25 protein-coding genes are annotated in these 25652 nt (G+C 29.9%); 17 read left to right on the forward strand and 8 right to left on the reverse strand.

The features are described from left to right. Nucleotides 1–41 precede the first annotated feature (41 nt). Both AABJ49_RS02280 and AABJ49_RS02285 read left to right on the forward strand, forming a co-directional pair. Nucleotides 42–707, forward strand: coding sequence for a DUF4271 domain-containing protein (locus AABJ49_RS02280; protein ID WP_338375763.1), 666 nt, complete (start codon nt 42–44; stop codon nt 705–707). A 12-nt stretch (nt 708–719) separates the two neighbouring features. Further along, complete coding sequence (locus AABJ49_RS02285) at nt 720–1478, forward strand: uroporphyrinogen-III synthase (protein ID WP_338375765.1); 759 nt, start codon at nt 720–722, stop codon at nt 1476–1478. 67 nt (nt 1479–1545) lie between these two features. On the opposite strand, the gene pckA is transcribed toward AABJ49_RS02285, so the two are convergent. Then, nucleotides 1546–3171 (reverse strand): phosphoenolpyruvate carboxykinase (ATP), encoded by a 1626-nt coding sequence (gene pckA / locus AABJ49_RS02290; RefSeq protein WP_338375767.1) that lies wholly within the window; start codon nt 3169–3171, stop codon nt 1546–1548. Nucleotides 3172–3244: 73 nt separating this feature from the next. Then, nucleotides 3245–3628 carry a DUF423 domain-containing protein gene (locus AABJ49_RS02295; protein WP_338375769.1) on the reverse strand — a complete coding sequence of 128 codons (384 nt, stop codon included), beginning with the start codon at nt 3626–3628 and terminating at the stop codon, nt 3245–3247. A gap of 121 nt (nt 3629–3749) precedes the next feature. On the opposite strand from AABJ49_RS02295, the gene AABJ49_RS02300 reads away from it, so the two are divergent. Both AABJ49_RS02300 and AABJ49_RS02305 read left to right on the forward strand, forming a co-directional pair. Then, nucleotides 3750–5120 carry a saccharopine dehydrogenase C-terminal domain-containing protein gene (locus AABJ49_RS02300; RefSeq protein ID WP_338375771.1) on the forward strand — a complete coding sequence of 457 codons (1371 nt, stop codon included), beginning with the start codon at nt 3750–3752 and terminating at the stop codon, nt 5118–5120. Between the two features lie 97 nt (nt 5121–5217). Beyond that, nucleotides 5218–5688 (forward strand): Lrp/AsnC ligand binding domain-containing protein, encoded by a 471-nt coding sequence (locus AABJ49_RS02305; protein ID WP_338375773.1) that lies wholly within the window; start codon nt 5218–5220, stop codon nt 5686–5688. A gap of 61 nt (nt 5689–5749) precedes the next feature. On the opposite strand, the gene AABJ49_RS02310 is transcribed toward AABJ49_RS02305, so the two are convergent. The 5 genes from AABJ49_RS02310 to AABJ49_RS02330 form a co-directional block, all read right to left on the reverse strand. Then, nucleotides 5750–6439, reverse strand: coding sequence for a zinc metallopeptidase (locus AABJ49_RS02310; RefSeq protein WP_338375774.1), 690 nt, complete (start codon nt 6437–6439; stop codon nt 5750–5752). A 77-nt stretch (nt 6440–6516) separates the two neighbouring features. Beyond that, complete coding sequence (locus AABJ49_RS02315; protein ID WP_338375776.1) at nt 6517–6939, reverse strand: hypothetical protein; 423 nt, start codon at nt 6937–6939, stop codon at nt 6517–6519. 105 nt (nt 6940–7044) lie between these two features. Next, on the reverse strand, nt 7045–7710 hold the full coding sequence (locus AABJ49_RS02320) for a hypothetical protein (RefSeq protein WP_338375778.1): 666 nt from the start codon (nt 7708–7710) through the stop codon (nt 7045–7047). Between the two features lie 62 nt (nt 7711–7772). Then, the gene (locus tag AABJ49_RS02325; RefSeq protein ID WP_338375779.1) at nt 7773–8372 is read right to left on the reverse strand and encodes a hypothetical protein; all 600 of its coding nucleotides are present in this window, start codon (nt 8370–8372) and stop codon (nt 7773–7775) included. A gap of 267 nt (nt 8373–8639) precedes the next feature. Next, complete coding sequence (locus AABJ49_RS02330) at nt 8640–11630, reverse strand: class I tRNA ligase family protein (protein ID WP_338375781.1); 2991 nt, start codon at nt 11628–11630, stop codon at nt 8640–8642. A 175-nt stretch (nt 11631–11805) separates the two neighbouring features. On the opposite strand from AABJ49_RS02330, the gene AABJ49_RS02335 reads away from it, so the two are divergent. From AABJ49_RS02335 to AABJ49_RS02365, 7 genes are all read left to right on the forward strand, one after another. Then, a complete protein-coding gene (locus AABJ49_RS02335; protein WP_338375783.1) occupies nt 11806–12681 on the forward strand; it encodes a permease-like cell division protein FtsX in 876 nt (291 codons plus the stop codon). An 81-nt stretch (nt 12682–12762) separates the two neighbouring features. After that, nucleotides 12763–13008 (forward strand): DUF3098 domain-containing protein, encoded by a 246-nt coding sequence (locus AABJ49_RS02340; protein ID WP_338375785.1) that lies wholly within the window; start codon nt 12763–12765, stop codon nt 13006–13008. A gap of 13 nt (nt 13009–13021) precedes the next feature. Next, a complete protein-coding gene (locus AABJ49_RS02345; protein WP_338375787.1) occupies nt 13022–13528 on the forward strand; it encodes a redoxin family protein in 507 nt (168 codons plus the stop codon). Nucleotides 13529–13598: 70 nt separating this feature from the next. Continuing rightward, nucleotides 13599–14396 (forward strand): undecaprenyl-diphosphate phosphatase, encoded by a 798-nt coding sequence (locus tag AABJ49_RS02350; protein ID WP_338375788.1) that lies wholly within the window; start codon nt 13599–13601, stop codon nt 14394–14396. After that, nucleotides 14396–15082 carry a tRNA pseudouridine(55) synthase TruB gene (gene truB, locus AABJ49_RS02355; RefSeq protein ID WP_338375789.1) on the forward strand — a complete coding sequence of 229 codons (687 nt, stop codon included), beginning with the start codon at nt 14396–14398 and terminating at the stop codon, nt 15080–15082. Before AABJ49_RS02350 ends, truB begins: the two co-directional genes overlap by 1 nt. Nucleotide 15083: 1 nt before the next feature. Continuing rightward, a complete protein-coding gene (locus AABJ49_RS02360) occupies nt 15084–15623 on the forward strand; it encodes a hypothetical protein (RefSeq protein WP_338375790.1) in 540 nt (179 codons plus the stop codon). Beyond that, nucleotides 15623–16177: a YiiX/YebB-like N1pC/P60 family cysteine hydrolase gene (locus tag AABJ49_RS02365; protein ID WP_338375791.1), complete on the forward strand. Its 555-nt coding sequence runs from the start codon at nt 15623–15625 to the stop codon at nt 16175–16177. Before AABJ49_RS02360 ends, AABJ49_RS02365 begins: the two co-directional genes overlap by 1 nt. Here AABJ49_RS02365 and AABJ49_RS02370 read toward each other — a convergent pair. Continuing rightward, nucleotides 16174–16779 carry a thioredoxin family protein gene (locus AABJ49_RS02370; protein WP_338375793.1) on the reverse strand — a complete coding sequence of 202 codons (606 nt, stop codon included), beginning with the start codon at nt 16777–16779 and terminating at the stop codon, nt 16174–16176. The two genes, AABJ49_RS02365 and AABJ49_RS02370, sit on opposite strands and share 4 nt — an antisense overlap. Before the next feature lie 82 nt (nt 16780–16861). Between AABJ49_RS02370 and AABJ49_RS02375 the strand changes: the two genes are divergently transcribed. The 6 genes from AABJ49_RS02375 to asnS all read left to right on the forward strand — a co-directional run bounded on the left by AABJ49_RS02375 (nt 16862) and on the right by asnS (nt 25543). Next, nucleotides 16862–17641, forward strand: coding sequence for a patatin-like phospholipase family protein (locus AABJ49_RS02375; protein ID WP_338375795.1), 780 nt, complete (start codon nt 16862–16864; stop codon nt 17639–17641). A gap of 62 nt (nt 17642–17703) precedes the next feature. Then, on the forward strand, nt 17704–18411 hold the full coding sequence (pyrH, locus tag AABJ49_RS02380) for a UMP kinase (protein ID WP_338375796.1): 708 nt from the start codon (nt 17704–17706) through the stop codon (nt 18409–18411). A 45-nt stretch (nt 18412–18456) separates the two neighbouring features. Next, the gene (gene frr / locus AABJ49_RS02385) at nt 18457–19020 is read left to right on the forward strand and encodes a ribosome recycling factor (RefSeq protein ID WP_338375798.1); all 564 of its coding nucleotides are present in this window, start codon (nt 18457–18459) and stop codon (nt 19018–19020) included. Between the two features lie 70 nt (nt 19021–19090). Next, the gene (locus AABJ49_RS02390) at nt 19091–21574 is read left to right on the forward strand and encodes a DUF5686 family protein (RefSeq protein ID WP_338375800.1); all 2484 of its coding nucleotides are present in this window, start codon (nt 19091–19093) and stop codon (nt 21572–21574) included. Between the two features lie 75 nt (nt 21575–21649). After that, nucleotides 21650–24067 (forward strand): efflux RND transporter permease subunit, encoded by a 2418-nt coding sequence (locus AABJ49_RS02395; protein ID WP_338375802.1) that lies wholly within the window; start codon nt 21650–21652, stop codon nt 24065–24067. 30 nt (nt 24068–24097) lie between these two features. Further along, entirely contained in the window at nt 24098–25543 is a 1446-nt protein-coding gene (gene asnS, locus AABJ49_RS02400; protein ID WP_338375804.1) for an asparagine--tRNA ligase, read from the forward strand. Nucleotides 25544–25652 lie beyond the last annotated feature (109 nt).

Here is a 25652-nt window from a genome sequence, read left to right on the forward strand (position 1 = left end):
ATAATTCAAATCAAGTTAATTTTGTAATTTTACACATTATTATGATAGCATTACAATTACAAGAACGAATAATTGAAAACAAAGATTGGGCAACCTTTCTGTTTGTTCTATGCTTTGTTGTGATTGCAATTGTAAAATCACTTTCTGAAGTTCAGTTTAGTGAATTTTTGAGATTGCCTTTTTCTAAAAAATACACTTCAACATACAAAGACACTTCTAATTTATATAGTGCTTTTACGATTTCTTTATTTTTTGTACAGTTAATTTCATTTTCTTTTTTAATACAAATTGTATTGAGTTATTTTGATTTTACTACAAAATCAAATTGGATTACTTTTATCCAAATATTTACAACATTGTTTGTGGCTATTTTAATAAAATTTTACATTGAGAAAATTGTTGCAAATATTTTTGATATTGAAGAATTTTTAGAAATTTTCAACCTAAAAAAAGTAACTTTTAGGACATATATTGGGCTTATTTTCCTTCCAATAGTAATTTTACTTTATTATAACAATTTTTTAAGCGTAGGAATAATCTCAGTATTCCTAGCAATCATAGGCATTGGGATGATTTATTTTTATTTTTTATCAATTCTCACCTATCAAAAGCTAATTCTAAGTAGAATATTTTATTTTATTTTATATCTTTGCACCCTTGAAATAGGACCTTATTATTTACTATATCATTGGTTTACAAAAAAATAGATAAGATTGCATATGTCAAACTTAAAAGTTAAAACAATTTTAGTTTCTCAACCAGAACCTAAAGTAGAAAATTCTCCATATTTTGACCTTCAACAAAAGTTGAAAGTGAAAATAGATTTTAGAACATTTATTCACGTAGAAGGTGTTTCTGCTAAAGACGTAAGACAGCAAAAAATAGATTTAAACAACTATACTGCCATTATTTTAACCAGTAGAAATGCTATTGACCATTTTTTTAGAATTGCTGAAGAAATGCGTTACAAAGTGCCTGAAGATTTAAAATATGTTTGTCAGTCTGAAGCTATTGCTGTTTATTTACAAAAATATGTAGTGTATAGAAAACGTAAAATTTATGTAGGTCAAAAAGATTTTGCTGATTTAACACCAATTTTTAAAAAATATAAAGACGAAAAATTCTTATTACCTGCTCCAGATAATTTAAATGATGATGTTCCTCAAGTTTTAGATGGTTTAAAGTTAAACTGGACAATGGGTGTTTTTTATAAAACTGTTATGAGTGATTTATCAGACTTGAAAGATGTTTATTATGATATTTTAGCGTTTTTTAGTCCTATAGGAATTCAATCGTTGTTTAAAAACTTTCCAGATTTTAAACAAAACAACACTCGTATTGCTGTTTTTGGAGCTACAACTAAGAAAGAGGCAATTGATAGAGGTTTGCGAATAGATATTTTTGCACCAGCACCAGAAACACCTTCTATGACAGGTGCATTAGAAAAATACATTACAGAAGTTAATAAAGGAAAATAATTATTTCTTTTTGTCCCATAAAAAAAGCCTTTCAAATTGAAAGGCTTTTTTGTTTTGAGATATTTTACTAAACTCTTGGTCCAGCATTTACAAGGTTTTTACCTTCTTCATTATCTGTATATTGTTCAAAATTAGCAATAAAACGTTTTGCTAAGTCTGTAGCTTTATCTGTCCAAACTGAAGCATCTTCATATGTATCTCTTGGATCAAGTATAGCAGAATTAACATCATGTAATGTAGTTGGTACTTCAAAATTAAATACAGGAATCATTTTAGTTTCTGCTTTTTCGATAGAACCATCTAAAATAGCATCAATAATCGCCCTAGTATCTTTAATTGAAATACGTTTGCCTGTTCCGTTCCAACCTGTATTAACCATATAAGCTTTAGCATTATTTTGTTCCATTTTCTTAACTAATTCTTCACCGTATTTTGTTGGATGAAGTGACAAGAATGCTTTTCCAAAACAAGCTGAAAAAGTTGGTTGTGGCTCAGTTACACCTCTTTCTGTTCCAGCTAATTTAGCCGTAAATCCAGATAAGAAGTAGTATTTAGTTTGTTCTGGTGTTAATTTAGAAACTGGAGGCATAACTCCAAAAGCATCTGCCGTTAAGAAAATAACTTTTGTTGCATGACCTGCTTTTGAAACTGGCTTAACAATATTTTGAATATGATTAATTGGATAAGAAACTCTTGTGTTTTGAGTTACAGAACCATCTTTGAAATCAATTTTACCATTTTCATCAAGTGTAACGTTTTCCAATAAAGCATCTTTCTTAATTGCACCAAAAATATCTGGTTCGTTTTCTTTGCTTAAATCAATTGTTTTTGCATAACAACCTCCTTCAAAATTAAAAACACCATCATTGTCCCATCCATGCTCATCGTCACCAATTAGTTCACGTTTTGGATCAGTTGATAAAGTTGTTTTTCCTGTTCCTGACAAACCAAAGAAAACAGCTACATCTCCATCTTTTCCTTTATTCGCAGAACAATGCATTGAAGCAATTCCTTGTAATGGCAAATAATAGTTCATCATAGAGAATAATCCTTTTTTCATTTCTCCACCATACCAAGTTCCACCAATTAATTGGATTTTTTCCGTAAGATTAAAAGCTACATACACGTCCGAATTTAATCCGTGAGCCGCATAATCTTTAAATGATGTTTTAGAACCATTCATTACTACGAAATCAGGTTCACCATAGTTTTCTAATTCTTCTTCAGTGGGTCTGATAAACATATTTTTTACAAAATGTGCTTGCCAAGCAACTTCCATGATGAAACGAACTTTTAAACGTGTGTTTTCATTGGCACCACAAAAAGCATCGATTACATACAATTTCTTTCCAGATAATTGCTTAACTGTGTTTTCTTTCAAAGCATTCCAAGTATCTTGAGAAATACCCTTGTTGTCATTTGCTGCTTTGTCAGACGTCCACCAAATAGTATCTTTAGTAACACTATCGTTTACAATATACTTATCTTTTGGAGAACGACCTGTAAATTCACCAGTCATCACATTAACAGCTCCAAGTTCTGATAATTGACCTCTTTCAAATCCTTTTAAGTTAGCATCTAATTCATCATTGTATAATTGATCATACGATGGATTATAAACTATTTCATTTACATTATTAATACCGTATTTTTCTAACGAAATCGTTTTCGTAAATTGAGTGTTTGAATTCATAAAAATTTAGTTATGTTGCTTCTAGTTGAGAATGCAAAATTAAAAATATTATTTTATATATTGTCTTTTAAAACTATTTTTTAGCAATAATGCAATAAAATAGGTAAATCCATGAAGATATTAACAGTAAACCTCCTATTGGAGTTATAGGTCCGAGAAATTTTGCTTTAATGTTTGTGATTGTCGAAGTAGCTAATAAATAGATTGAACCGCTAAATAAGAGTATTCCAAACAAAGTCAACAAAAAAACAACCATTTTCTGATTATCTGTAACATAACCTGTCTGAGCTACAAATAACAAAAATAATGCATGATACATTTGATAACGAACTCCTATTTCAAAGGAATTTAATTGTTCAACCGTTAAAAACTTTTTTAAGCCATGAGCTCCAAATGCTCCTAAAACTATTGCCAAAGCTCCTATAATCAGTGCGGTAAGTATTATCTTTTGCGACATAACATCATTTTATAGTACAAAGGTATAAAATCAAATCCTTGTGAAGTGTGATATAAATCATAAAATTCTTTTAAAAAATATAACAATTGTGTAGATTTGTGTGATATTTATAACATTTGCTATGAGAAACATCTTGCTTTTTGGTGCTGGTAAATCGGCTTCTTCCTTAATAAAATACCTTTTAGATAAATCTGAGTCAGAAAATCTTCATTTAACAATTGCTGATTTAAATATTGATTTGGCCAAAAATAAAACCAATAATCATAAAAACGCAACACCTATTGCAATAGACATATTCAATGAAAGTGAAAGAAAAAAAGCAGTTGAAAAAGCTGATATAGTAATTTCCATGTTACCAGCTCATCTGCATATTGAAATTGCTAAAGATTGTATTTCATTTAAAAAACATTTGGTTACAGCTTCCTATATAAGTCCTGCGATGCAAGAATTAGATGCAGAAGCAAAAAAAAACAACTTAGTTTTCATGAACGAAATTGGACTTGATCCAGGAATTGACCATATGAGTGCCATGAAAGTTTTAGACGAAATCAGAGCTAAAGGTGGAAATGTTATTTTATTTGAATCTTTTTGTGGAGGATTAGTAGCACCAGAATCTGATACTAATTTATGGAATTACAAATTCACTTGGAATCCAAGAAATGTTGTTTTAGCTGGTCAAGGTGGTGTAGCCAAATTTATTCAAGAAGGAACCTATAAATATATTCCTTACAACAAATTATTTAGAAGAACAGAATTCCTAGAAGTAGAAGGCTTTGGACGTTTTGAAGCTTATGCCAATAGAGATTCTTTAAAATATAGAAGCGTATACGGCTTAGACAATGCTTTGACCGTTTATAGAGGAACTATGAGAAGAGTAGGATTTTCTCGTGCTTGGGATGTTTTGGTTCAACTTGGAATGACAGATGACTCATATACTATTGAGAATTCAGAAAACATGAGTTATAGGGATTTTACCAATTCATTTTTACCTTATCATCCAACAGATACAGTTGAAATTAAATTACGTTACATCCAAAAAATTGAACAAGATGATATCATTTGGGATAAATTAGTTGAATTAGATATTTTTAATGCTGATAAAAAAGTTGGTCTTAAAAATGCAACTCCAGCTCAAATTTTAGAAAAAATCTTAACTGAACAATGGACTTTACAACCTCAAGACAAAGATATGATTGTAATGTATCATAAATTTGGCTATGAATTAAACGGTGAAAAACATCAAATAGATGCCACTATGGTTTGTTTAGGTGATGATCAAACTTATACTTCAATGGCAAAAACTGTAGGTTTACCTGTTGCAATTTCGACATTGAAAATATTAAACAAAGAAATCACGACTTATGGTGTTCAAATGCCAATTACTAAAGAAATTTATTTACCAATATTAAAAGAATTGGAAGATTATGGTGTGAATTTCAAAGAAACTGTAGTTCCATATTTAGGATACAATCCTTTGAACATAAAAAAATGAAGAGCAGAACATTCTTTGAATGAAGAATTGCTTTGTTTTTAAAATTTTATTAAAATTTTAAATCTAATTTGTATTTTTACTTCCTAATTTAAATAAGATGAAAGTAAACCACTTACAAATTGAAATTGATGGAATAGATAAAGAAATTCTTCGCGACCTAATGGAAGATGCCAGGAAACCCATTCTTCAAATTGCTAAAAAGGTTGGAATTTCTGGTGCTGCTATTCACCAACGCTTAAAAAAACTAGAACAAGCTGGTGTTATTTCTGGTTCAAAATTTATTGTCAATAATAAAGTTTTGGGTTACACAACTGTAGCTTTCGTTGGAATATATTTAGAAAAAGCTGCCAATAATAGTGATGCTGTTCGCGAATTAAAAAAAATACCTGAAGTTTTAGAATGTCATTACACAACCGGAAATTGGAGTGTTTTAATAAAAATTATTTGTAGAGATAATGAACATTTAATGCAAATGTTAAACAAAAGAATTCAAACTATTGAAGGAGTTTCAAGAACAGAAACTTTTATTTCTTTAGACCAACAAATTGAAAGACAGATTCAGTTGTAATAATAAAAAAAATCCGTTTCAATAAGCATGAAACGGATTTTTACTTTTAATACTATATCGGTTATCTTCTTGCTAAAATCTGATAAGCAAAGTAAATTAATGAAGCTAAAGCACCTAAAGCAGCCACTAAATAAGTTCTAGCAGCCCATTTTAAAGCATCTTCTGCTCCAGCATATTCTTCTTGACTTACCATGTTTTTGCCTTTTAACCAAGCTAATGCTCTGTTACTTGCGTCATATTCTACAGGTAAAGTAACAAAACTAAATAAAGTCGCAATTCCCATTAAAACTAAACCTGCAACTGCTACATAGATTCCAAAACTTGAAACTGCCATTAATATTAATCCACCATAAATTACCCATTGCGATAATTTTGATGAAATATTAACCATTGGAACCATTTTAGAACGCATTGTTAGCCAACTATAAGCTTGAGCATGTTGTACGGCATGACCAACTTCGTGTGCAGCAACAGCAGCAGCAGCAGCATTTCTTTGATTGTAAACAGCTTCAGATAGATTTACAGTTTTATCAGCTGGATTATAATGGTCTGTTAATCTTCCTGGTGTAGAAATAACTCTTACATCTCTAATTCCATTATCAGCCAACATTTTTTCAGCAATTTCTGCACCACTCATTCCGTTTCTTAATTGCACTTTTGAATAAAATTCAAACTTACTTTTAAGTTTAGAACTTACAAGCCAACTTACTAAAGAAATAGCTCCTATTATAATTAAATATCCTAATCCCATTTTTATATTTTTAAAAATTAAAGTTACAAAATAAATATCAAATTATGTTCCAATCTTTTAAAATGACAAAATGACGTTTATTGATTTGTTTTTACCGATGACTTAACCCCTTTATTCACATCCATAACTGGTAACAATCCGTTTGAAGGCACATAAATTATTTGCGGCAAATCTCCTTTATCTGCAATTTTTTCTAATGTTCTAATAAATAAATATTGATTATAAGTTTCACTTAAAGTACCATTTTCAAGTTTCATCGCTTCTGCCATCCCTTTTGCTCTTTCTATTTCAGCTTGGGCATTTAATTTTTCAGCTTCTAATTTAGCCTTAGCTTCTTCCACTAAAATTCTTCGGTTTTGTTCTGCTTTTGCCATTTCAGCTTTTCCAGCCATTTCTTGTTGCCAAACATTATATCTTGGCAAGCCAAACATCATTGAAGCAATTAAAATAAATACAAAAAATACGATTCCCAAAATCAAACCACTATAGTTTCTTCTCATTATTATTAGTTTTAAGTTATACTTATTATACGTAAATTTTAAAAAAAGTTACAAAAAAACCCAAACTCATCTAAATTTGGGTTAAAGTCATATTGTTGTGTGTTTTTATAAAAATGAAATTCCAAATACAAATCTATTATTTCCTTTTTCTTTAACGGTGTTGTCAACTGATGCAAAGTCAGATTTCCACTTCCCATTTGTGAAAGCAACTTCATATCCTAAATTGACTCTTATTTTAGTTGACTTATTCTTTAATAAATACAACGAAACAGATGGCCCAGCAAAAAAGACTTGGTTTCTTAACGAAACATGTCCACTATTATTTAACGGTTCCAAATCATTTAAATCAATGACGTTATTCTTATTATAAATATCAATTTCAGAACCTGTTGCGGCAAAATTTAAACCTCCAGTAAAAGCAACTTTTTCAGCATTAATAAAATTATAATGTACTCTTAATCTAGAAGTAAATCCAATGTTTTGATTTTCTGAATTACCTTTATCATTTTTTGAAAACAAGAATCCAAATTCAGCATCACCTGAAAGCTTTTCTCCAAAAACATTCATACCCACTTGAAGTTCTGGCATGGTTTGATTTAGTTCAGGCAAATTAGCGGCTTTTAGCTTATCGTTTAAATCGTATTTACTTTGAACTTGAGCACCAATTCCAAAATAAAAATCAACATCAACTTTTTCATTTGAGTCATTATCCGACTGAGCAAACGATTGAAAACCATAAGTTAACAACAAAACAAAAATAATTTTTTTCATAAAAAAGTTTTTAAATTTATAAGTAGCAATCTTATCAAATATTCTGCCAAATTAATTTACATTTAAGAAACATTTTTAAGATCCTTGCTTTTTTTTACCTCATCAAAAAGTTGTCTTCTTAAACTTTGCTCTCTTTCCACACAAACTCCTCTGTAGTTTTGATATTCTTCTTCTAAATCAGCTAATAATGATTTTGATTCTTTGGTGACTTTATTAGCTCTTTTAAAACTCAAAAATAAAATCACAGCTGCTGCTAATGCTCCAAGAAACAAAGCCCACATTGCGATTGAATAACTCTCCTTACTTATAGAAAATCCTAAAAAATTAATGTTTGCTTTTTCTGCTGCTAATTTTTCATTGGTACTTTTAATGGTTTTCAACTCTTTTTCTAGAGCTTTAATTTCCTTATTATTAGCATTTATTTGATTTTCAAGATTCGTTTGAATACTTTGTTCTTGCTTAATGTAGCTATTTAATGAAGCTTGAAAATTTGTAATTGATGCCTTTTTTATTACTTTATAATCTTGGAAACTATTAGATTTATCGATTAGATTATTTAAATCATTGGTCAGTTTGTTACTTTTTTCTTGTGCTTGCAATGCAATTATTGAAGTGCACAAAATAAAGAATGCTAGAATTGAATTTTGTTTTATTCTTTTCATGTTTTTTTAGATTAGTTTTAAAAAAATTGTGTTGAAGTTAAAATCAAAAATGTGCCGTTTTGATTTGACTTATAAATAGTAAAGTAAAAAACTTGATTTTATTGTATAGAATATAAGTTTTTAACGATTTTTAATGCTTTTTTTATTTAAAAACGCATTTTAACAAGTAAACTTAATGAAAAAATCAATAGTATAAAAAAATCCCAAACATTATTTTTAAAATAACATTTGGGATTTTGTGTTTTAGAATTGGATTTTAAAAAGAAACTATCCTACCAAATTTATAATTTTTCCTGGAACTATGATTACTTTTTTAGGTGTATTTCCAGCTAATTGGGCAATGGTTCTTTCGTCTGCCATTACGATTTCTTCAATTTGTTTTGGAGTTAAATCCAAAGGTAATTTCATGGTAAAACGCATTTTTCCATTGAAAGATACTGGATATTCTTTTTCAGATTCTACTAGATATTTTTCTTCAAAAATTGGAAATTCTACCGTTGCTATTGAACCTCCATGACCTAATTGTTTCCACAATTCTTCTGCAATATGTGGTGCATACGGAGAAATTACGATTGCCAATGGTTCTAAAATTGCTCTATGATGGCATTTTAAAGTCGCTAATTCATTTACACAAATCATGAATTGGGAAACCGAAGTATTGAACGAGAAATTCTCTATATCTTCTGTAACTTTTTTGATGGTTTTGTGTAGTGATTTGTACATTTCTGCAGTTGGTTCGTCATTGGTTACATTTAAACCATTATCATCAAAATACAATCTCCATAATTTTTTTAGGAAACCAAAAACTCCTGTAATTCCAGCAGTATTCCATGGTTTTGCTTGTTCTAATGGTCCTAAAAACATTTCATATAAACGTAAAGTATCAGCTCCATATTCATTACAAATCTCATCTGGATTGACTACATTGTATTTTGATTTAGACATTTTTTCAACTTCACGACCAACGATGTATTTTCCATCTTCTAAAATGAATTCAGCATTTTTATAATCAACATATAATGGATGATTTTTGAATTTTTTAATATCTAATTCATTAGTGATATCGTTTATAACAGCTAAATCAACGTGAATAGGATATTTAAAAATATTCACATTAGAATCTACTTTATTTTTCTTCAGCTGATTATTTAAAAAATCAAAATCCTTATCACTTTTAATCAACTCTAATAATCTCGATTTTATTTCATCATCTGAAATATTTTTAGACACAAAAATTGATTTAAAATATTCAGAAGAATTTGGGTTGTCTTCTATGATTTTTTCATTTGAATTAAAGCTAAAAGTCAGTCTGTAAGCAAAAGCACTCATTCCCAAAATCATTCCTTGATTAATCAATTTCTTGAACGGTTCTTCTGTAGGTGCGAAACCTCTGTCTTTTAAGAATTTGTTCCAAAAACGAGCGTATAATAAATGTCCTGTTGCGTGTTCGCTTCCACCAATGTATAAATCTACATTTTGCCAATAGTCTAAGGCTTCTTTGCTGGCAAATTCTTCTTCATTGTGTGCATCCATATAACGCATCCAATACCAAGAAGAACCAGCCCAACCAGGCATTGTATTCAGTTCCAAAGGAAAAATAGTTTTGTTATCTATTAACTGATTACTAACTACTGAACACTGAACACTATCCCAAGCCCAAACCATAGCATTTCCTAAAGGTGGTTGTCCATCTTCTGTTGGTAAATATTTTTCAACTTCTGGTAAGGCAATTGGCAAGTGTTTTTTGTCAATCATTTGTGGTAAACCGTTTACATAATAAACAGGAAAAGGTTCACCCCAATATCTTTGTCTAGAAAAAACAGCATCACGCAAACGGTAATTTGTTTTTCCGTTACCTTGTTTTATGTTTTCTAAAGCTTCAATGGCTTTTTTTGTTCCTTCTTTATATCCTAAACCGTTTAAGAAATCAGAATCTACCAATTTGAAACCTTCTTTGGCTCCAAAAGCTTCTTCAGAAATATCTTGGTCGAAAATGTTTTTGATTTCAGGCATTCCGTTTGTTCCTTTGAAGAAATTCGCGAAAGCATAATCACGTTCGTCACCACAGGGAACAGCCATAACTGCACCTGTTCCATAACCTGCTAAAACGTAATCTCCAATCCAAACTGGAATTGGTTCTTTCGTAAAAGGATGTTCAGCATAAGCTCCTGTGAAAACTCCAGAAATGGTTTTTACATCTGCCATTCTTTCTCTTTCGGAACGTTTTGCAGTGGCTTCTACATAAGCCTCAATAGCTGCTTTTTGTTCAGGAGTTGTGATTTGAGCAACCAATTCGTGTTCTGGTGCTAAAGTCATGAATGTTACTCCGAAGATTGTATCAGGTCTAGTTGTGAAAACATCAATTACTTCATCGTGATTTTTCACGTTGAAAGAAACCATTGCTCCTACACTTTTTCCTATCCAGTTTCTTTGCGATTCTTTTAGCGATTCTGTCCAATCAATTTCGTTTAAACCTTGTAATAATCGTTCTGCATAAGCTGAAATTCGCATCGACCATTGCGTCATTTTCTTACGAATTACAGGATGACCACCACGTTCTGAAACTCCGTTTACAATTTCGTCATTGGCTAAAACCGTTCCTAATACTGGACACCAGTTTACTTCGGTTTCTGCTAAATAAGTTAATCTGTATTGTAAAAGTATTTTTTGTTGTTCTTCTGATGAAAAAGCGTTCCATTCACTTGACGAAAAAGAAACAATATTGTCATCACAAACTGCATTTACATTGGCATTTCCGTTTTTTTCAAATTCTTGAATTAACGTGCAAATACTTTCCGCTTTGTTTGAATTATTATTGTACCAAGATTCAAATAATTGAATAAAAATCCATTGGGTATGTTTATAATAATCAGCGTTTGAAGTACGAACTTCTCTACTCCAATCAAATGAAAATCCGATTTTATCTAATTGTTCACGGTAACGAGCAATATTTTCTTTGGTCGTTTTATCTGGATGTTGTCCTGTTTGAATTGCATATTGCTCAGCTGGCAAACCAAATGAATCATATCCTTGTGGATGCAATACATTAAATCCTTTGTGACGTTTGTATCGAGCCACAATATCAGAAGCAATATAACCTAGTGGATGACCAACGTGTAATCCTGCTCCAGATGGATAAGGAAACATGTCCAATACATAATATTTAGGTTTTTCTGAATGATTTGTTGCAGCAAAGGTTTGGTTTTCTGACCAATATTTTTGCCAATTGGCTTCGATTCGGTTTGGATTGTATTTCATCGTGTAGTTTAAAAGTTTAAAGGGTTAAGAGGTTAGAAGTTGTATTACTAACAAATTAATCCTTAAAATTCAGGTGCAAATTTACATTTTATAATACTAAAGTTAAAACTTTGTTGTTATATTCTGTATAAACCAATTTTCTTTTTTATTTTTACCACTTAATTTAACATGTATTATGGCTTCATCATTTGAAAAGTATAATAAAAGAAGACTAATTTCATCGTATTTTTCAGTAATTTTAAGTATATTTTTAGTGCTTTTTCTATTAGGAGCATTGGGATTATTTGTGATTAATTCTAAAAAATTGACGAATGATTTTAAAGAAAACATTCCGATGACGGTGTTTTTTAAAAATGAGGCAAAAGACAGTACTTTGGCTGCTTTTGATGTAGAATTAAAAAACTCAAAGTTTATTAAAGAATATGCTTATATCCATAAAGATAGTGCTGCCAAAAACAATGTTGATATTGTTGGTGAAGATTTTATGGCTTTTTTAGGGGTAAATCCTTTGCAAAATTCATTTGATATTAATCTAAAAGGTGATTATGTACAAGCAGATAGCATCAAAAAAATAGAAACTAATATCAAGAAAAACGAAATGGTTTCTGAAATCATTTATGATAAACAATTAGTTGATTTAGTAAACGATAATATCAAGAAAATAAGCCTTTGGATTTTAGTCATAAGTGCCGTTTTAGCTTTAGTAGCTATGCTTTTAATTAATAGTTCGCTTAGGCTTTCTGTTTATTCACACCGATTTACCATTAAAACGATGCAAATGGTTGGTGCAACAAAAGCATTTATTAGAAAACCATTTATTTGGAGAAGTATAAAATTAGGATTAATTGGTTCGGCTTTAGCTGTTGTTGGTTTATTAGCTTTAGTATATTATGTTGACACCAAATTGCCTGATTTAGGAATTTCAAAAGATTACTTTTCTTTAGGAATTGTAATTACAGCAGTGTTTTTAGTTGGAATTGTAATCACTTGGATAAGCACGTATTTTGCAACGCAACGATTCTTGAATTTAAAAACTGACGATTTGTATTAGATTACAGATGTTCAGATTTTGGATTTTCAGATTAAAAAAAATATTAATTAAAAAAGATTTCCGTTATCAAGGAAAATGACTATGAAAAACGAAGAAAACAAACCTACTTTTTTATTTGAAAAAGTAAACTATAAAATTTTATTTATTGGAGTTGGTATTATCGCTTTAGGTTTTATCCTAATGGCAGGTGGTGGAACGGATGATCCAAACACTTTTGACGAAGAAGCGTTATTTAGTTTTAGAAGAATTAGATTAGCACCAACTTTAGTTTTAGCTGGTTTTGGTGTGACTATTTATTCGATAATGAAAAATCCTTTTAAAAAGTAACTAGTAATTAGTAATGAGAATATTTAGTAAAAAAGCATCGTTTTATTTTTTATTTTTAATCCCATTTGCTTTTATTAATTGCAAGTCAAGTGTTGAAGAGCCTGCTATTTCTAAAATTTCTGTTGAAAAATATAATAATTTAACTCAAAACCTTTCCAAAAAAACTATTGTTCATTATTGGTTTTCATTTTGTGAACCTTGTATAGAAGATATTCCTGAATTAGAAAAAATAGTATTACAAAACAACCTAGATGTCATTCATATTAGTGCTGACAAAAGCGATAGTAAGATGCAAGACAATTTAGTTAAAGTGATGAAAAAGCTAAAAATGAAAGATTGCTATATTGTAGATTTTAATGATTTATATCCAAACGGAACAGATTCAATGTTTATTCAAAAAGACTTTGCAGATAAAGTAGGTTGGAAAGAATTTGGAAGTCCTTATTATATACTTTTAGATAAAAATGGAGAAACAATTATAGCTTCAGAAGAATTATCAAAAATTAAAGAAAAACTTTAAAAATAGTGCTCAGTATTTAGTAGACAGTTTTTCTACTAATCACTAATCACTAATTACTAATCACTAAAACATGAATACACTACAAGCCATAATTCTTGCTATCATTGAAGGTTTAACCGAATTTCTACCTGTTTCTTCTACAGGACACATGATTATCGCATCTTCTTTTTTTGGGATTGCTCAAGACGATTTTACCAAGCTTTTTACCATTGTAATTCAATTAGGAACTATACTTTCTGTAGTAGTTTTATATTTCAAACGCTTTTTTCAATCGGTTGATTTTTACTTTAAATTATTTGTAGCGTTTATTCCTGCTGTTGTTTTAGGATTATTGTTAAGTGATTTTATTGATTCTCTATTAGAAAATCCAATTACTGTTGCTGTTTCATTAGTTTTAGGAGGAATTTTACTTTTAAAAGTAGATGATTGGTTTGGAAACACTCCAAAAGAAGATGTTCCAGAAGAAATTAGTTATCCAACGGCTTTTAAAATTGGCCTTTTTCAATGTTTAGCTATGATTCCTGGAGTTTCAAGAAGTGGTGCAAGTATTGTTGGTGGTATGACTCAAAAATTATCAAGAACAACAGCAGCTGAATTTTCATTTTTCTTAGCTATTCCAACTATGTTAGGAGCAACCGTAAAAAAATCCTATGACTTTTACAAAGCTGGTTTTGTGTTAACTAGTGATCAAATAAATCTTTTGATTATTGGAAATGTTGTTGGTTTTATTGTGGCTTTAATTGCTATAAAATCGTTCATTGGTTATTTGAGCAAGCATGGTTTTAAAATGTTTGGCTATTATAGAATCATTGCAGGAATTGCTGTTTTATTAATTCACTTTTTTGTACAGAAATTAACTGTAATTTAATGACGAAAGAAGATATTTTAAACGGACAAGTTTTATTGATTGACAAGCCTTTAAAATGGTCGTCTTTTCAAGCTGTGAATAAACTGAAATATGCGCTGAAAAAACATTTCGATTTACCTAAAAAATTCAAAATTGGTCATGCCGGTACTTTAGATCCTTTAGCAACTGGTTTGTTGATTATTTGCACAGGAAAATTCACAAAAACTATTTCAGAAATTCAAGCTCAAACTAAAGAATACACGGGAACAATTACCGTTGGAGCAACAACTCCTTCTTATGATTTAGAAACTGAAGTCGACGCTACTTTTCCGACAGAACATATTTCTGAAGCTTTAATTCAAGAAACTGTAAAACAATTTTTAGGTGAAATTGATCAAAAACCACCTGTTTTTTCAGCTATAAAAAAAGATGGAAAACGTTTATACGAACATGCAAGAGCTGGTGAAGAAGTAGAAATTCAAGCTAGAAAAACGACAATATACGAATTTGAAATCACTAGAATTGAATTACCTGAAATTGATTTTAGAGTGCAATGTAGTAAAGGAACTTACATTCGTTCTTTAGCTTATGATTTTGGTTTAGCCTTAAATTCTGGAGGACATTTAACTGCTTTATGTAGAACTAAAATTGGTGATTATTCAATTGAAAATGCTGTTTCTCCTGATGATTTTGTGAATAATTTATAGGATGAAATATTCTATTCTTACATTATTCCTTTTTATAACTTTTAAGTTATTTTCACAAGAAGAAGAAAAAAAATCATTAATTGGAGATTTTACACAGTTTGAAATTTCTGTTCCTTTGAGAGTAAATCAAAATGATGAAGAAATCTTATCAGATAGCAGTTCAAATGATGACTGGTTTGTCCCTGATGGAATTAATGGTAATTTTGGTTACGGAATTCATTTTAATAAATGGATTGGATTAAGTGCAAATACTGGAATTGGCATGAAGGTATCAAAAGAGTTATTCATGACTCCATTATTTGTAAACTTCCGATTGATGCCAAAAGCTGGCATTGAAAATAGAGTTGGAATAGATGTAGGATTAGGAAAAACTTTCGCCCTAGGCAGAGGAAATTTGACTGGAGATTTTAAGCGCATAAAAGTAGTTTTTGAAAGCGATGAAATACAATTTTTTATTGAAGCAATAAATTATGGAATCACTTTACGTAATGAAAGTCAAATTGCAAGTCTTTCCCTTGGAATATCGCTAATAAATTTTTAATGAGAGTAATAATTAAATACTTAATTTTATCTTTTTGCTTTTCAACTTTTGCTCAAAAAAAAGTTGCGTTAAAAGAAGGCGACATCATTTTTCAATCGATGAATTGTGATTTATGCAAAGCTATTAATGCAGTTACAGAAGGTTTTGATGGAAAAGATTTCAGCCATTTAGGCATGATTCATATTCAAAATGATTCTATTTATGTGATTGAAGCAGCTGGCAAAGAAGTTAAACTTACCCCTTTAGAAGTTTTCAAAACTTACACTTCTGCTACCATGTATGTTGGAAGATTGAAAAAAAAATATCGCAAATATATTCCAAAAGCTATCGATTTTTCACTTTCTCAATTAGGTGTTCCTTATGACCAAGCTTATTTATATGATAATGGAAGTTATTATTGTTCAGAATTAATTTATGATGCTTTTTTAGCAGCTTATGAAAAACCTTTTTTTGAGTTAACACCAATGACTTTCAAGGAACCTAACTCAAATGAGTATTTTCAAGTTTGGATTGACTATTATGAAAACTTAAAAATCATTGGAATTGTAGATTAAACCAATTCCTTACTTTTCATCAATTGCATAATTTCATTTTGAGTAGAAACTCCTTTATCATGCAAATACCATTTCTGTAATTCTATTTTTATGGGTTCATCTACTACTCCATTTGCAGCTTTATAATCAGCAATTAATTTACGAGCGGGTTCAGGTCTTGGTCCAAAATCTCCAATAACATTATTTTCTTCATCAAGAATGATTAATTTCGGAATTGCTTTCCCACCATTGGTCAAAAAATCATTCATTAAGGCTTCATTCTCATCTCGAAGTACAATTTTTAAATCTATATTTTCAGATAATTCAGCCATTTTATAAATGATTGGTAAAATTTGAGCGGCATCACCACACCAACCTTCAGCAATCACCAACCAAGTTACTTTTGTTTCTAACTGGTTAATTTTTGCTAGAACTTCATCTGTAATTTTTATTGTTTTTTCTAAACGATTCATTCTACTTTCGTTCAATTCTGAATAATGTAATAAATCATCTGATTGAATGTTTCCAGTTGATTTTCCTTCTAAAATTAAGGCAGAAACTAAACTTCTATATTCTTGATAACTGAAACTTCTTGTCAAAGCTTCTTTTATATTTGTATTCATGGTATTTTAGTTTTTATTATACAAAATTACTACTAAATTTGATAACTGAATGTAAGCTATGTTACACAAAAAATAAATCAGAATGGATTTTTCCTCAAAATCAATAGGTTTGGTTCTGTCAGGTGGTGGCTCAAAAGGAATTGCTCAAGCTGGAGCATTAAAATTTTTAGACGAACAGAACATCAAACCTTCTCATATAGCCGGTACGAGTGCTGGTGCAATAATTGCTGCTTTTTATGCTTTTGGCAAAAAACCAGAGGAAATATTAGAATTCTTCAAATCAATTTACTTTTTTCATTGGAGGCATTTTACTTTCAAAAAAGCAGGAATTATTGATTCTGAGTCTTTCAAAAGTTATTTTAATTTAATTTTCCAAGATGCTACTATTGGCGACTTAAATATACCTACTTTTATAACAGCTACTAATTTAGTTTCTGGTAAATTAAAAGTATTTAATGAAGAAACAAAAATTACAGATGCTATTTTAGCTTCATCATCGTTTCCAGGAATGCTTTCTCCTTATGAACTAAATGGTAGACTTTACAGTGATGGAGGAATTTTAAACCATTTTCCAACCGATTTATTACAAGGAAGATGTGATTCAATAATTGGAATCTATGTAAGTCCTATTCAAACTATAGAAACCAAAGATTTAAAATCCATAAAATCAGTAACAACAAGAGCTTTTGACTTATTATCAGCTCAAGGTAATTACCAAAAATTTAGCTTTTGTGATTGGGTAATCGAACCTAAAGAATTGGCCAACTTTAGCACTTTTGAAACCAACAAAATAAAAATGGATAAAATTTTCGAAATAGGATACCAAGCTGCAAAATCATCATTTGAAGAATTGAACCTATAATTATAAACTTCATTTTTTTTAAATTAGATAATAACTATATTTGCATCACTAAAATCAACACAATGAAGTACAAAAGAATTCTCCTTAAGTTAAGTGGTGAAGCCTTAATGGGTGACAGAGCTTATGGAATTGATCCAAAACGTTTAGCTGAATATGCTGCTGAAATTAAACAAATTCATGAAAAAGGCATAGAAATTGCAATAGTTATTGGAGGAGGAAATATCTTCAGAGGTGTTGCTGGTGCTAGTAATGGAATGGATAGAGTTCAAGGTGATTATATGGGAATGCTTGCAACTGTGATAAATGGAATGGCTTTACAAGGTGCTCTTGAAGAAGCAGGTATGCAAACCAGATTACAAACTGCCTTAAAAATTGAAGCTATAGCTGAGCCATATATCAAAAGAAAAGCAACACGTCACTTAGAAAAAGGAAGAATTGTAATTTTTGGTGCTGGAACAGGAAATCCTTATTTTACAACCGATACAGCAGCTGTTTTAAGAGGTGTAGAAGTTGGTGCTGATGTAATTTTAAAAGGAACTCGAGTGGATGGGGTTTACACAGCTGATCCAGAAAAAGATGCAACTGCAACTAAATATGATTCTATTACTTTTGAAGATGTAATTGCAAAAGGATTAAACGTTATGGATTCAACGGCTTTTACTTTGAGTCAAGAAAATAAATTACCTATCATTGTTTTTGATATGAATATTGATGGAAATTTATTAAGAGTTTGCGAAGGACAAACAGTAGGAACAACAGTAACAATTTAATTTAGAATTCAGAAATAAGAATTTAGAATAATAAAAATTAAAAAAATGACAGACGAAATTAACTTTATTATAGAAACAGCAACCGAATCTATGAATGGTTCTATCGCTCATTTAGAAAAAGAATTTTTAAATATTAGAGCCGGAAAAGCTTCTCCTCAAATGTTAGGTGGTGTTTTTGTGGATTATTATGGATCTCAAACTCCTCTATCACAAGTGGCAAATATTAATGCTGCTGATGCAAGAACTTTAACGGTTACTCCTTGGGAAAAGAACATGATGCAACCTATTGAAAAAGCAATTCAAATTGCTAATTTAGGGTTAAACCCAATGAACAATGGTGAAAACATCATCATCAACATTCCAGCTTTAACAGAAGAAAGAAGAAAAGAATTAGTAAAACAAGCAAAAGCTGAAGCTGAAGATGCTAAAATCGGAATCAGAAATGCTCGTAAAGATGCTAACAACGATATTAAAAAAGAAGAGAAAAACGGTTTAGCAGAAGATATCGCTAAAAAAGCAGAAGATGATGTTCAAAAATTAACGGATGCTTACATCAAGAAAATTGATGACCATTTGGCTGTAAAAGAAGCCGAAATTATGAAAGTATAAATTTTAAGTCCTGATTAACATCAGGACTTTTTATTTTTAAATATCTTTGCCATCAATCGAAACTTTTTTAATGCGATATTCCTATCTGTTATTTTTATTTTTACTTACAAACTTTGTTTTTGGTCAAACAAAAATTAAAGGACAAGTTATCGATTTTGACACCACTATTCCAATAGCATTTGCAAAAATTACTTATGAAAAAACAACTGTTTTTGCAGATTGGGAAGGAAAATTTTCAATAGAAATTACAGATTTCAAAAAACCAATGTACGGTCGCTACAAAGGATATTATGAAAAACCTGCTTATGCCAGCAATGATGGAAATCTTTTCATTATCAAGTTAACCCAAGACATCAATAAAGTTAAAAATGAATATTATTCGCTCAACAAAGTGAATCATATTATTAAAAAAGTAATTGAAAACAAAGAAAATACCCAACCTGAAAAAGCATTAAACTCTTATGAATACAAAAATTATGAATTCATACAAGTAACAGCAAATCCAGATAGTATTACAGGTGAAATTGATAAAACATACAAAAGAAATATTTTTGGAAAACGAATTGTTAAACTAGATTCTACGAATTATAAATTCAAAAAACTTGTTGAAAAAAGTCATATTTATCAAACAGAAAAAGTAAATCTTATTCAAAATCAAAACGGAACTAATAAAGAAACTGTTTTAGCTTCTAGAATGGCTGGTTTTAAACAACCCTTGTATGAGTTTTTAGGCTTAAAGTTAATCTCCTATTCTGTTTATGAAAACCCTTTTGAAATATTAGAAATTCCGCTTCAAAATCCGATTTCTAATTACGGTAGAAAATTATACACTTATCATCTATTAGATTCTACAGAAATTCAAAATAGAAAAGTATATCGCATTTATTTTGAACCAAAAAAATTGAGAGCTAACAGACTAAGAGGAATTTTGTATGTAGATGCTCAAAATTTTTCAGTAGCAAAAGCTTACTATCGTATTTATGGAATTGTAAATGTAAATGCAACCTATACTTTCAATTATCTGAAAAAAGAAAATATTTGGTTTCCTAAAAAACGAAAAATTGTTTTAAGTAAAGGAAGTAATTCTGAAGATTTAACCATTTTAGGTGGAACCATGAAATTTCGATCAAGTTTAGAACAAGATTTGGACAATAATGCTTCCGACAGAACTGTTTTAATTCTTGAATCAACACCTTTTGATATAAAAATTAATGAACCGCTAAAACTTAAAAATGACGGAATAAAAATTTATGTTCCTGAAAATAGTTTATCTAAATCAGAAAAATATTGGGGTTCAATAGCAAAAGATACGGTTGATATTCGAAAAATGAAAACTTATATTTCATTAGATAGTTTATCGCAATCTAGTAATATTGAACGAAAAATATTTCTGGGAAAGAAAATCATAAATGGCTATTTACCTATAAGTTATGTTGATTTAGATTTAAGAAGTATCATAAAATTTAACAACTTTGAAGGTTTCCGTTTAGGAATTGGAGCTGTAACAAACGATAAAGTTTCTGAAAATTACAAAGTAGCTTTTTATGGAGCTTATGGTTTAAAAGATAATGGTTTTAAATATGGAATTACACCTTCGTACTTACTTAATAAGGAAGATGAAACTTGGGTAAGCGCTTCTTATAGCGATGATATTAGCGAAATTGGTCAAACCACTTTTGCAACAGACACAAGACGATTTAAGGTTTATGATCCAAGGCCTTTTAACATTTCTACTTTTTACAACAGTAGAATGGCTTCCGCTTTTATTGAAAGTAAAGTTTTACCTAAAACGTCAACTTATTTTTCATTATCTCGTAATGAAATTACTCCATTGTTTGACTATACTTTTATCAACAACGGACAAAGTTTTACAAATTATAATGTTTCTTCTATGCAATTTGCTATTCAATGGAATCCTTTTAGTAGTTATATGCAAACTCCATTAGGAAAAATTGAAATTGAAAAAAGACATCCAAAATTTTCTTTACAAATTACGCAAACCATTCCAGAAATTCTTGGAAATGACTTTGATTTTACAAAAGTAGATTTTAAAACTTTTTATGAAATTCCGTATTTATCTGGTCAAAAAAGTTCGCTTTTATTTCAAGCTGGTGTAGCTTCTGGTGATATTCCATTAACTCAATTATACGCAATTGCACCAAATAACCTAAACAAAGATGCTATTTTAAGAAGAATTACATTCGCTGGTAAAAACAGTTTTGAAACCATGTATTACAACGAATTTTTCTCAGACAAATATATTTCACTTCAGTTAAAACATACTTTTAATAAAATCAACATTGGGTACAAATTAAATCCTGAATTTACTGTCGTAACTCGAATGGCTTTTGGTACAATTGACAATCCAGAAAATCATGTTGGCTTACCTTTTAATTCTTTGGAAAAAGGATTTTTTGAAAGTGGTGTAGAATGCAACAAGCTATTCAAAGGATTTGGTCTAGTTGCCTTTTATCGTTACGGAAATTATCAATTAGCTAATTTTGATGATAACATTGCCTTAAAGATTTCTTATAATCTTGATTTAGGCCTTTAAATTATTGTAATTCTTTGTTCTGAAAACAAACTATTTAATCAATAATACTTACCTTTGCTGACTAAATTTTAGAAGATGTTTAAATGGCTAAATAGTCGTTTTTGGAATTATATTGCAGGACGAATTTTACGAAATAGAGTTGGACTACTAATTTTAGTTGGACTTTTTACTGTTTCCATGGGTTTCCAATGGCAGAACATGCGTTTTACCTTTACAGAAGCTAATTTATTACCAGATCATCATGAAGTAAATGTTCAATATCAATCATTTTTAGACAAATTTGGGGAAGAAGGAAATTTAATTGTTGTTGGTTTTAAAGACTCTACTTTTTTTACGGCAAAAAATCTTAAAATTTGGGATGCTTTTGTAGATGATATTAAGAAAGACAAAGCTGTTGATTTAACACTTTCTATTGAGGATTTACAAGTACTTTCTAAAGATACAACGGCTCAAAAATTCAATCTTGTTCCATTCGTAAACAGAAAATCAATAACAGATGCTTACGTAAAACAAAAGGAAAAAGAACTTTTTAATGATTTGCCTTTTTACGAAGGCATGTTGTTTAATAAAGAATCTGGAGCGATTCGATTTGCGATTTACATTGATAAAAAAATTGTAAATACTGCTGCTCGAAAAGATTTTGTTTTCAAACATTTTAGTCAAGAAAAAATTGATGCTTTTGAAAAAGCAACTGGTTTAGATATGCATGTTTCTGGAATGCCTTATATCAGAACGCTAAATGCTCAAAGTATAATTGACGAAATAGGTTTGTTCGTTGGAGCAGCTTTATTAATTACATCACTATTATTTTTCTTCTTTTTTAGAAGTTTTAGAGCAACCTTAATTTCAATGTGCGTTGTAATTATTGGTGTGATGTGGTCTTTTGGAACATTAGGTTTATTACATTATGAAATTACCGTTTTAACAGCAATTATTCCACCGCTTATTATTGTAATTGGAATTCCAAATTGCATTTTCTTGATTAATAAATACCAGCAAGAAATTAAACTTCATGGTAATAAAGCAAAATCATTACAACGTGTTATTTCAAAAGTAGGAAATGCAACATTAATGACCAACTTAACCACTGCAGCTGGTTTTGCCACTTTCATGTTTACAGATAGTAAATTATTAACTGAATTTGGTATAGTTGCTTCTTTAAATATAGTTTTCTTATTTATTTTATGTTTGATAATTATTCCTATTATCTACAGCTATATGCCTTTGCCAAAAGACAAACATTTAGAGCATTTAGGAAAAAACTATATGAATTCATTTATCAAATGGATTGAGAACACTATTAAAAATTATAGAATTGCCGTTTTTGCTACAGCGATAACTGTTTTAGTTTTAGGAATAATTGGAATTAATCAAATAAAAGTCTCAGGAAGTATCATTGAAGACATGCCTAAAAAAGCTCCTTTCTTCAAAGATATTTTGTTTTTTGAAAACGAATTTGATGGTGTGATGCCTTTGGAAATCATGATTGATACTAAAAAACCAAAAGGTGCAATGAAGTCAGTTACTTTGAAAAGAATTAACGAACTTCAAGAAGAAATTGAAGAAATTCCTGAATTATCAAAACCTGTTTCTGTTGTTAATTTGGTTAAATATGCCAAACAATCTTATTATAATGGAAACCCAGATTATTATGAATTACCTTCAAGCAAATTAGAAGAAGGTTTTGTCTTGACATACGTTAAAAATTCAACCCAAGAAAACAGCCAAAATCTTTTAAAAAGTTATGTAGATAGTACAGGTCAATATGCTCGTGTTACAACGTTCATGAAAGACATTGGAACCGACAAAATGGCTAAAATTGAAGAACGTCTTCAAGAAAAAATAGACAAACTTTTTCCTAAAGAAAGATATAACGTAACCGTTACTGGAAAAGCATTTGTGTTTGAAAAAGGAACTCATTATTTGGTTCACAATCTGGTTTTATCCTTATTGTTTGCCATTATTTTAATATCACTTTTAATGGCTTATTTGTTCCGTTCCTTTAAAATGATAATTGTTTCGTTGTTGCCAAACATATTGCCATTAATCATGACAGCTGGTTTAATGGGCTTTTTAGGAATTCCTATAAAACCTTCAACGATCTTGGTATTTAGTATTGCTTTTGGTATTTCTGTAGATGATACGATTCACTTTTTGGCAAAATACCGTCAAGAATTGAAACAAAATAATTGGAGAATTAAAAAATCAGTTTACAACTCAATCAAAGAAGCTGGTGTAAGTATGTTTTATACTTCAGTAGTTTTATTTTTTGGTTTTTCAGTGTTTACGTTATCGAGTTTTGGTGGAACAATTGCTTTAGGAAGTTTGGTTGCACTGACTTTACTATTTGCTATGATTTCTAATCTTGTATTATTACCAGCATTATTACTATCTTTAGAAAGAACAATTGCCAATAAAGAAGAATTTATTGAACCAACAATTGATATTTTATCAGAAAATCACGAAGAAGACGAAATATCAAACGAAGAATAATTTTATATTTGTATTTAAATTAATAAAAGAATGAAACATACTAAAGTCATCGACCTTTTAAATAGCACAAAAACGTTACATGAAGTAACCGCAAAAGGTTGGGTTAGAACATTTAGAAACAATCAGTTTATAGCGTTGAACGATGGTTCTACGATTAATAATATTCAGTGTGTTGTAGATTTTGAAAATACACCCGAAGAAACTTTAAAAAGAATTACTACAGGAGCAGCAGTTAAAGTAGTTGGAATTTTGCAAGAAAGTCAAGGAAAAGGACAAAGTGTAGAAATTCAAGTTTCTAAAATCAGTATTCTAGGAGATTCTAATCCGGAAGAATATCCAATTCAGCCAAAAAAACACTCTCTTGAATTTTTAAGAGAAAATGCACATTTACGTGTAAGAACTAATGCTTTTGGGGCTATTATGAGAGTTCGTTCTGTGTTGTCTTTTGCAGTACATAACTATTTTCAAGGAAAAGGATTTGTTTATGTAAACACTCCAATCATTACAGGAAGTGATGCTGAAGGTGCTGGTGAAATGTTTAAAGTAACCGCTTTACCTTTCGATAAAACTCCAAGAACTGAAGAAGGAACAGTAAATTATAAAGAAGATTTCTTTGGTAAAGAAACTAACTTAACAGTTTCTGGTCAATTAGAAGCTGAAACTTATGCAATGGCTTTAGGTCAAGTATATACTTTTGGACCAACTTTTAGAGCTGAAAATTCAAATACATCACGACATTTAGCAGAATTTTGGATGATTGAACCAGAAGTGGCTTTCAATGACTTAGATGCAAATATGGATTTAGCTGAAGATTTTATTCAGTATGTAATCAAATATGTTTTAGAAAAATGTGGTGATGATTTAGCTTTCTTGGAACAACGTTTATTGGACGAAGAAAAATCAAAACCTCAAGCAGAAAGGAGCGAAATGAGTTTGTTACAAAAACTAAATTTCGTTTTAGAAAACAATTTCAAACGTGTTTCTTACACAGAAGCTATTGATATATTAAGAAATTCTTCTCCAAATAAAAAAGGTAAATTCAATTATATCATTAAAGAATGGGGAGCAGATTTACAAAGTGAACACGAACGATATTTAGTGGAAAAACACTTCAAATGTCCAGTAATTTTGTTTGATTATCCTGCAAATATCAAAGCATTCTACATGAGATTGAACGATAACACTGAACCAGGAAAAGAAACGGTTCGTGCTATGGATATTTTATTCCCAGGAATTGGTGAAATTGTTGGTGGTTCTCAAAGAGAAGAGCGTTATGATGTATTAGTCAAAAAAATGCATGCTTTAGGAATTGAAGAAGAAGAATTATGGTGGTATTTAGATACTAGAAGATTTGGAAGTGCCGTTCACTCAGGTTTCGGATTAGGATTTGAACGTTTGGTTCTTTTCGTTACGGGTATGACTAATATTAGAGACGTAATTCCTTTCCCAAGAACACCACAGAACGCAGAGTTTTAAAAATTAGGTTAAGAGTTTAAAAAGTTATAAGGTTAAAAGTTTGATGTAGTATTAACATTCAAAATTTAATTAATTAAGAAATATTAAAATGTTATGAGTTTATAGATTT

Origin of the sequence: uncultured Flavobacterium sp., assembly GCF_963922255.1 — a bacterium.
In the GTDB taxonomy this organism is placed as follows: Bacteria; Bacteroidota; Bacteroidia; order Flavobacteriales; family Flavobacteriaceae; genus Flavobacterium.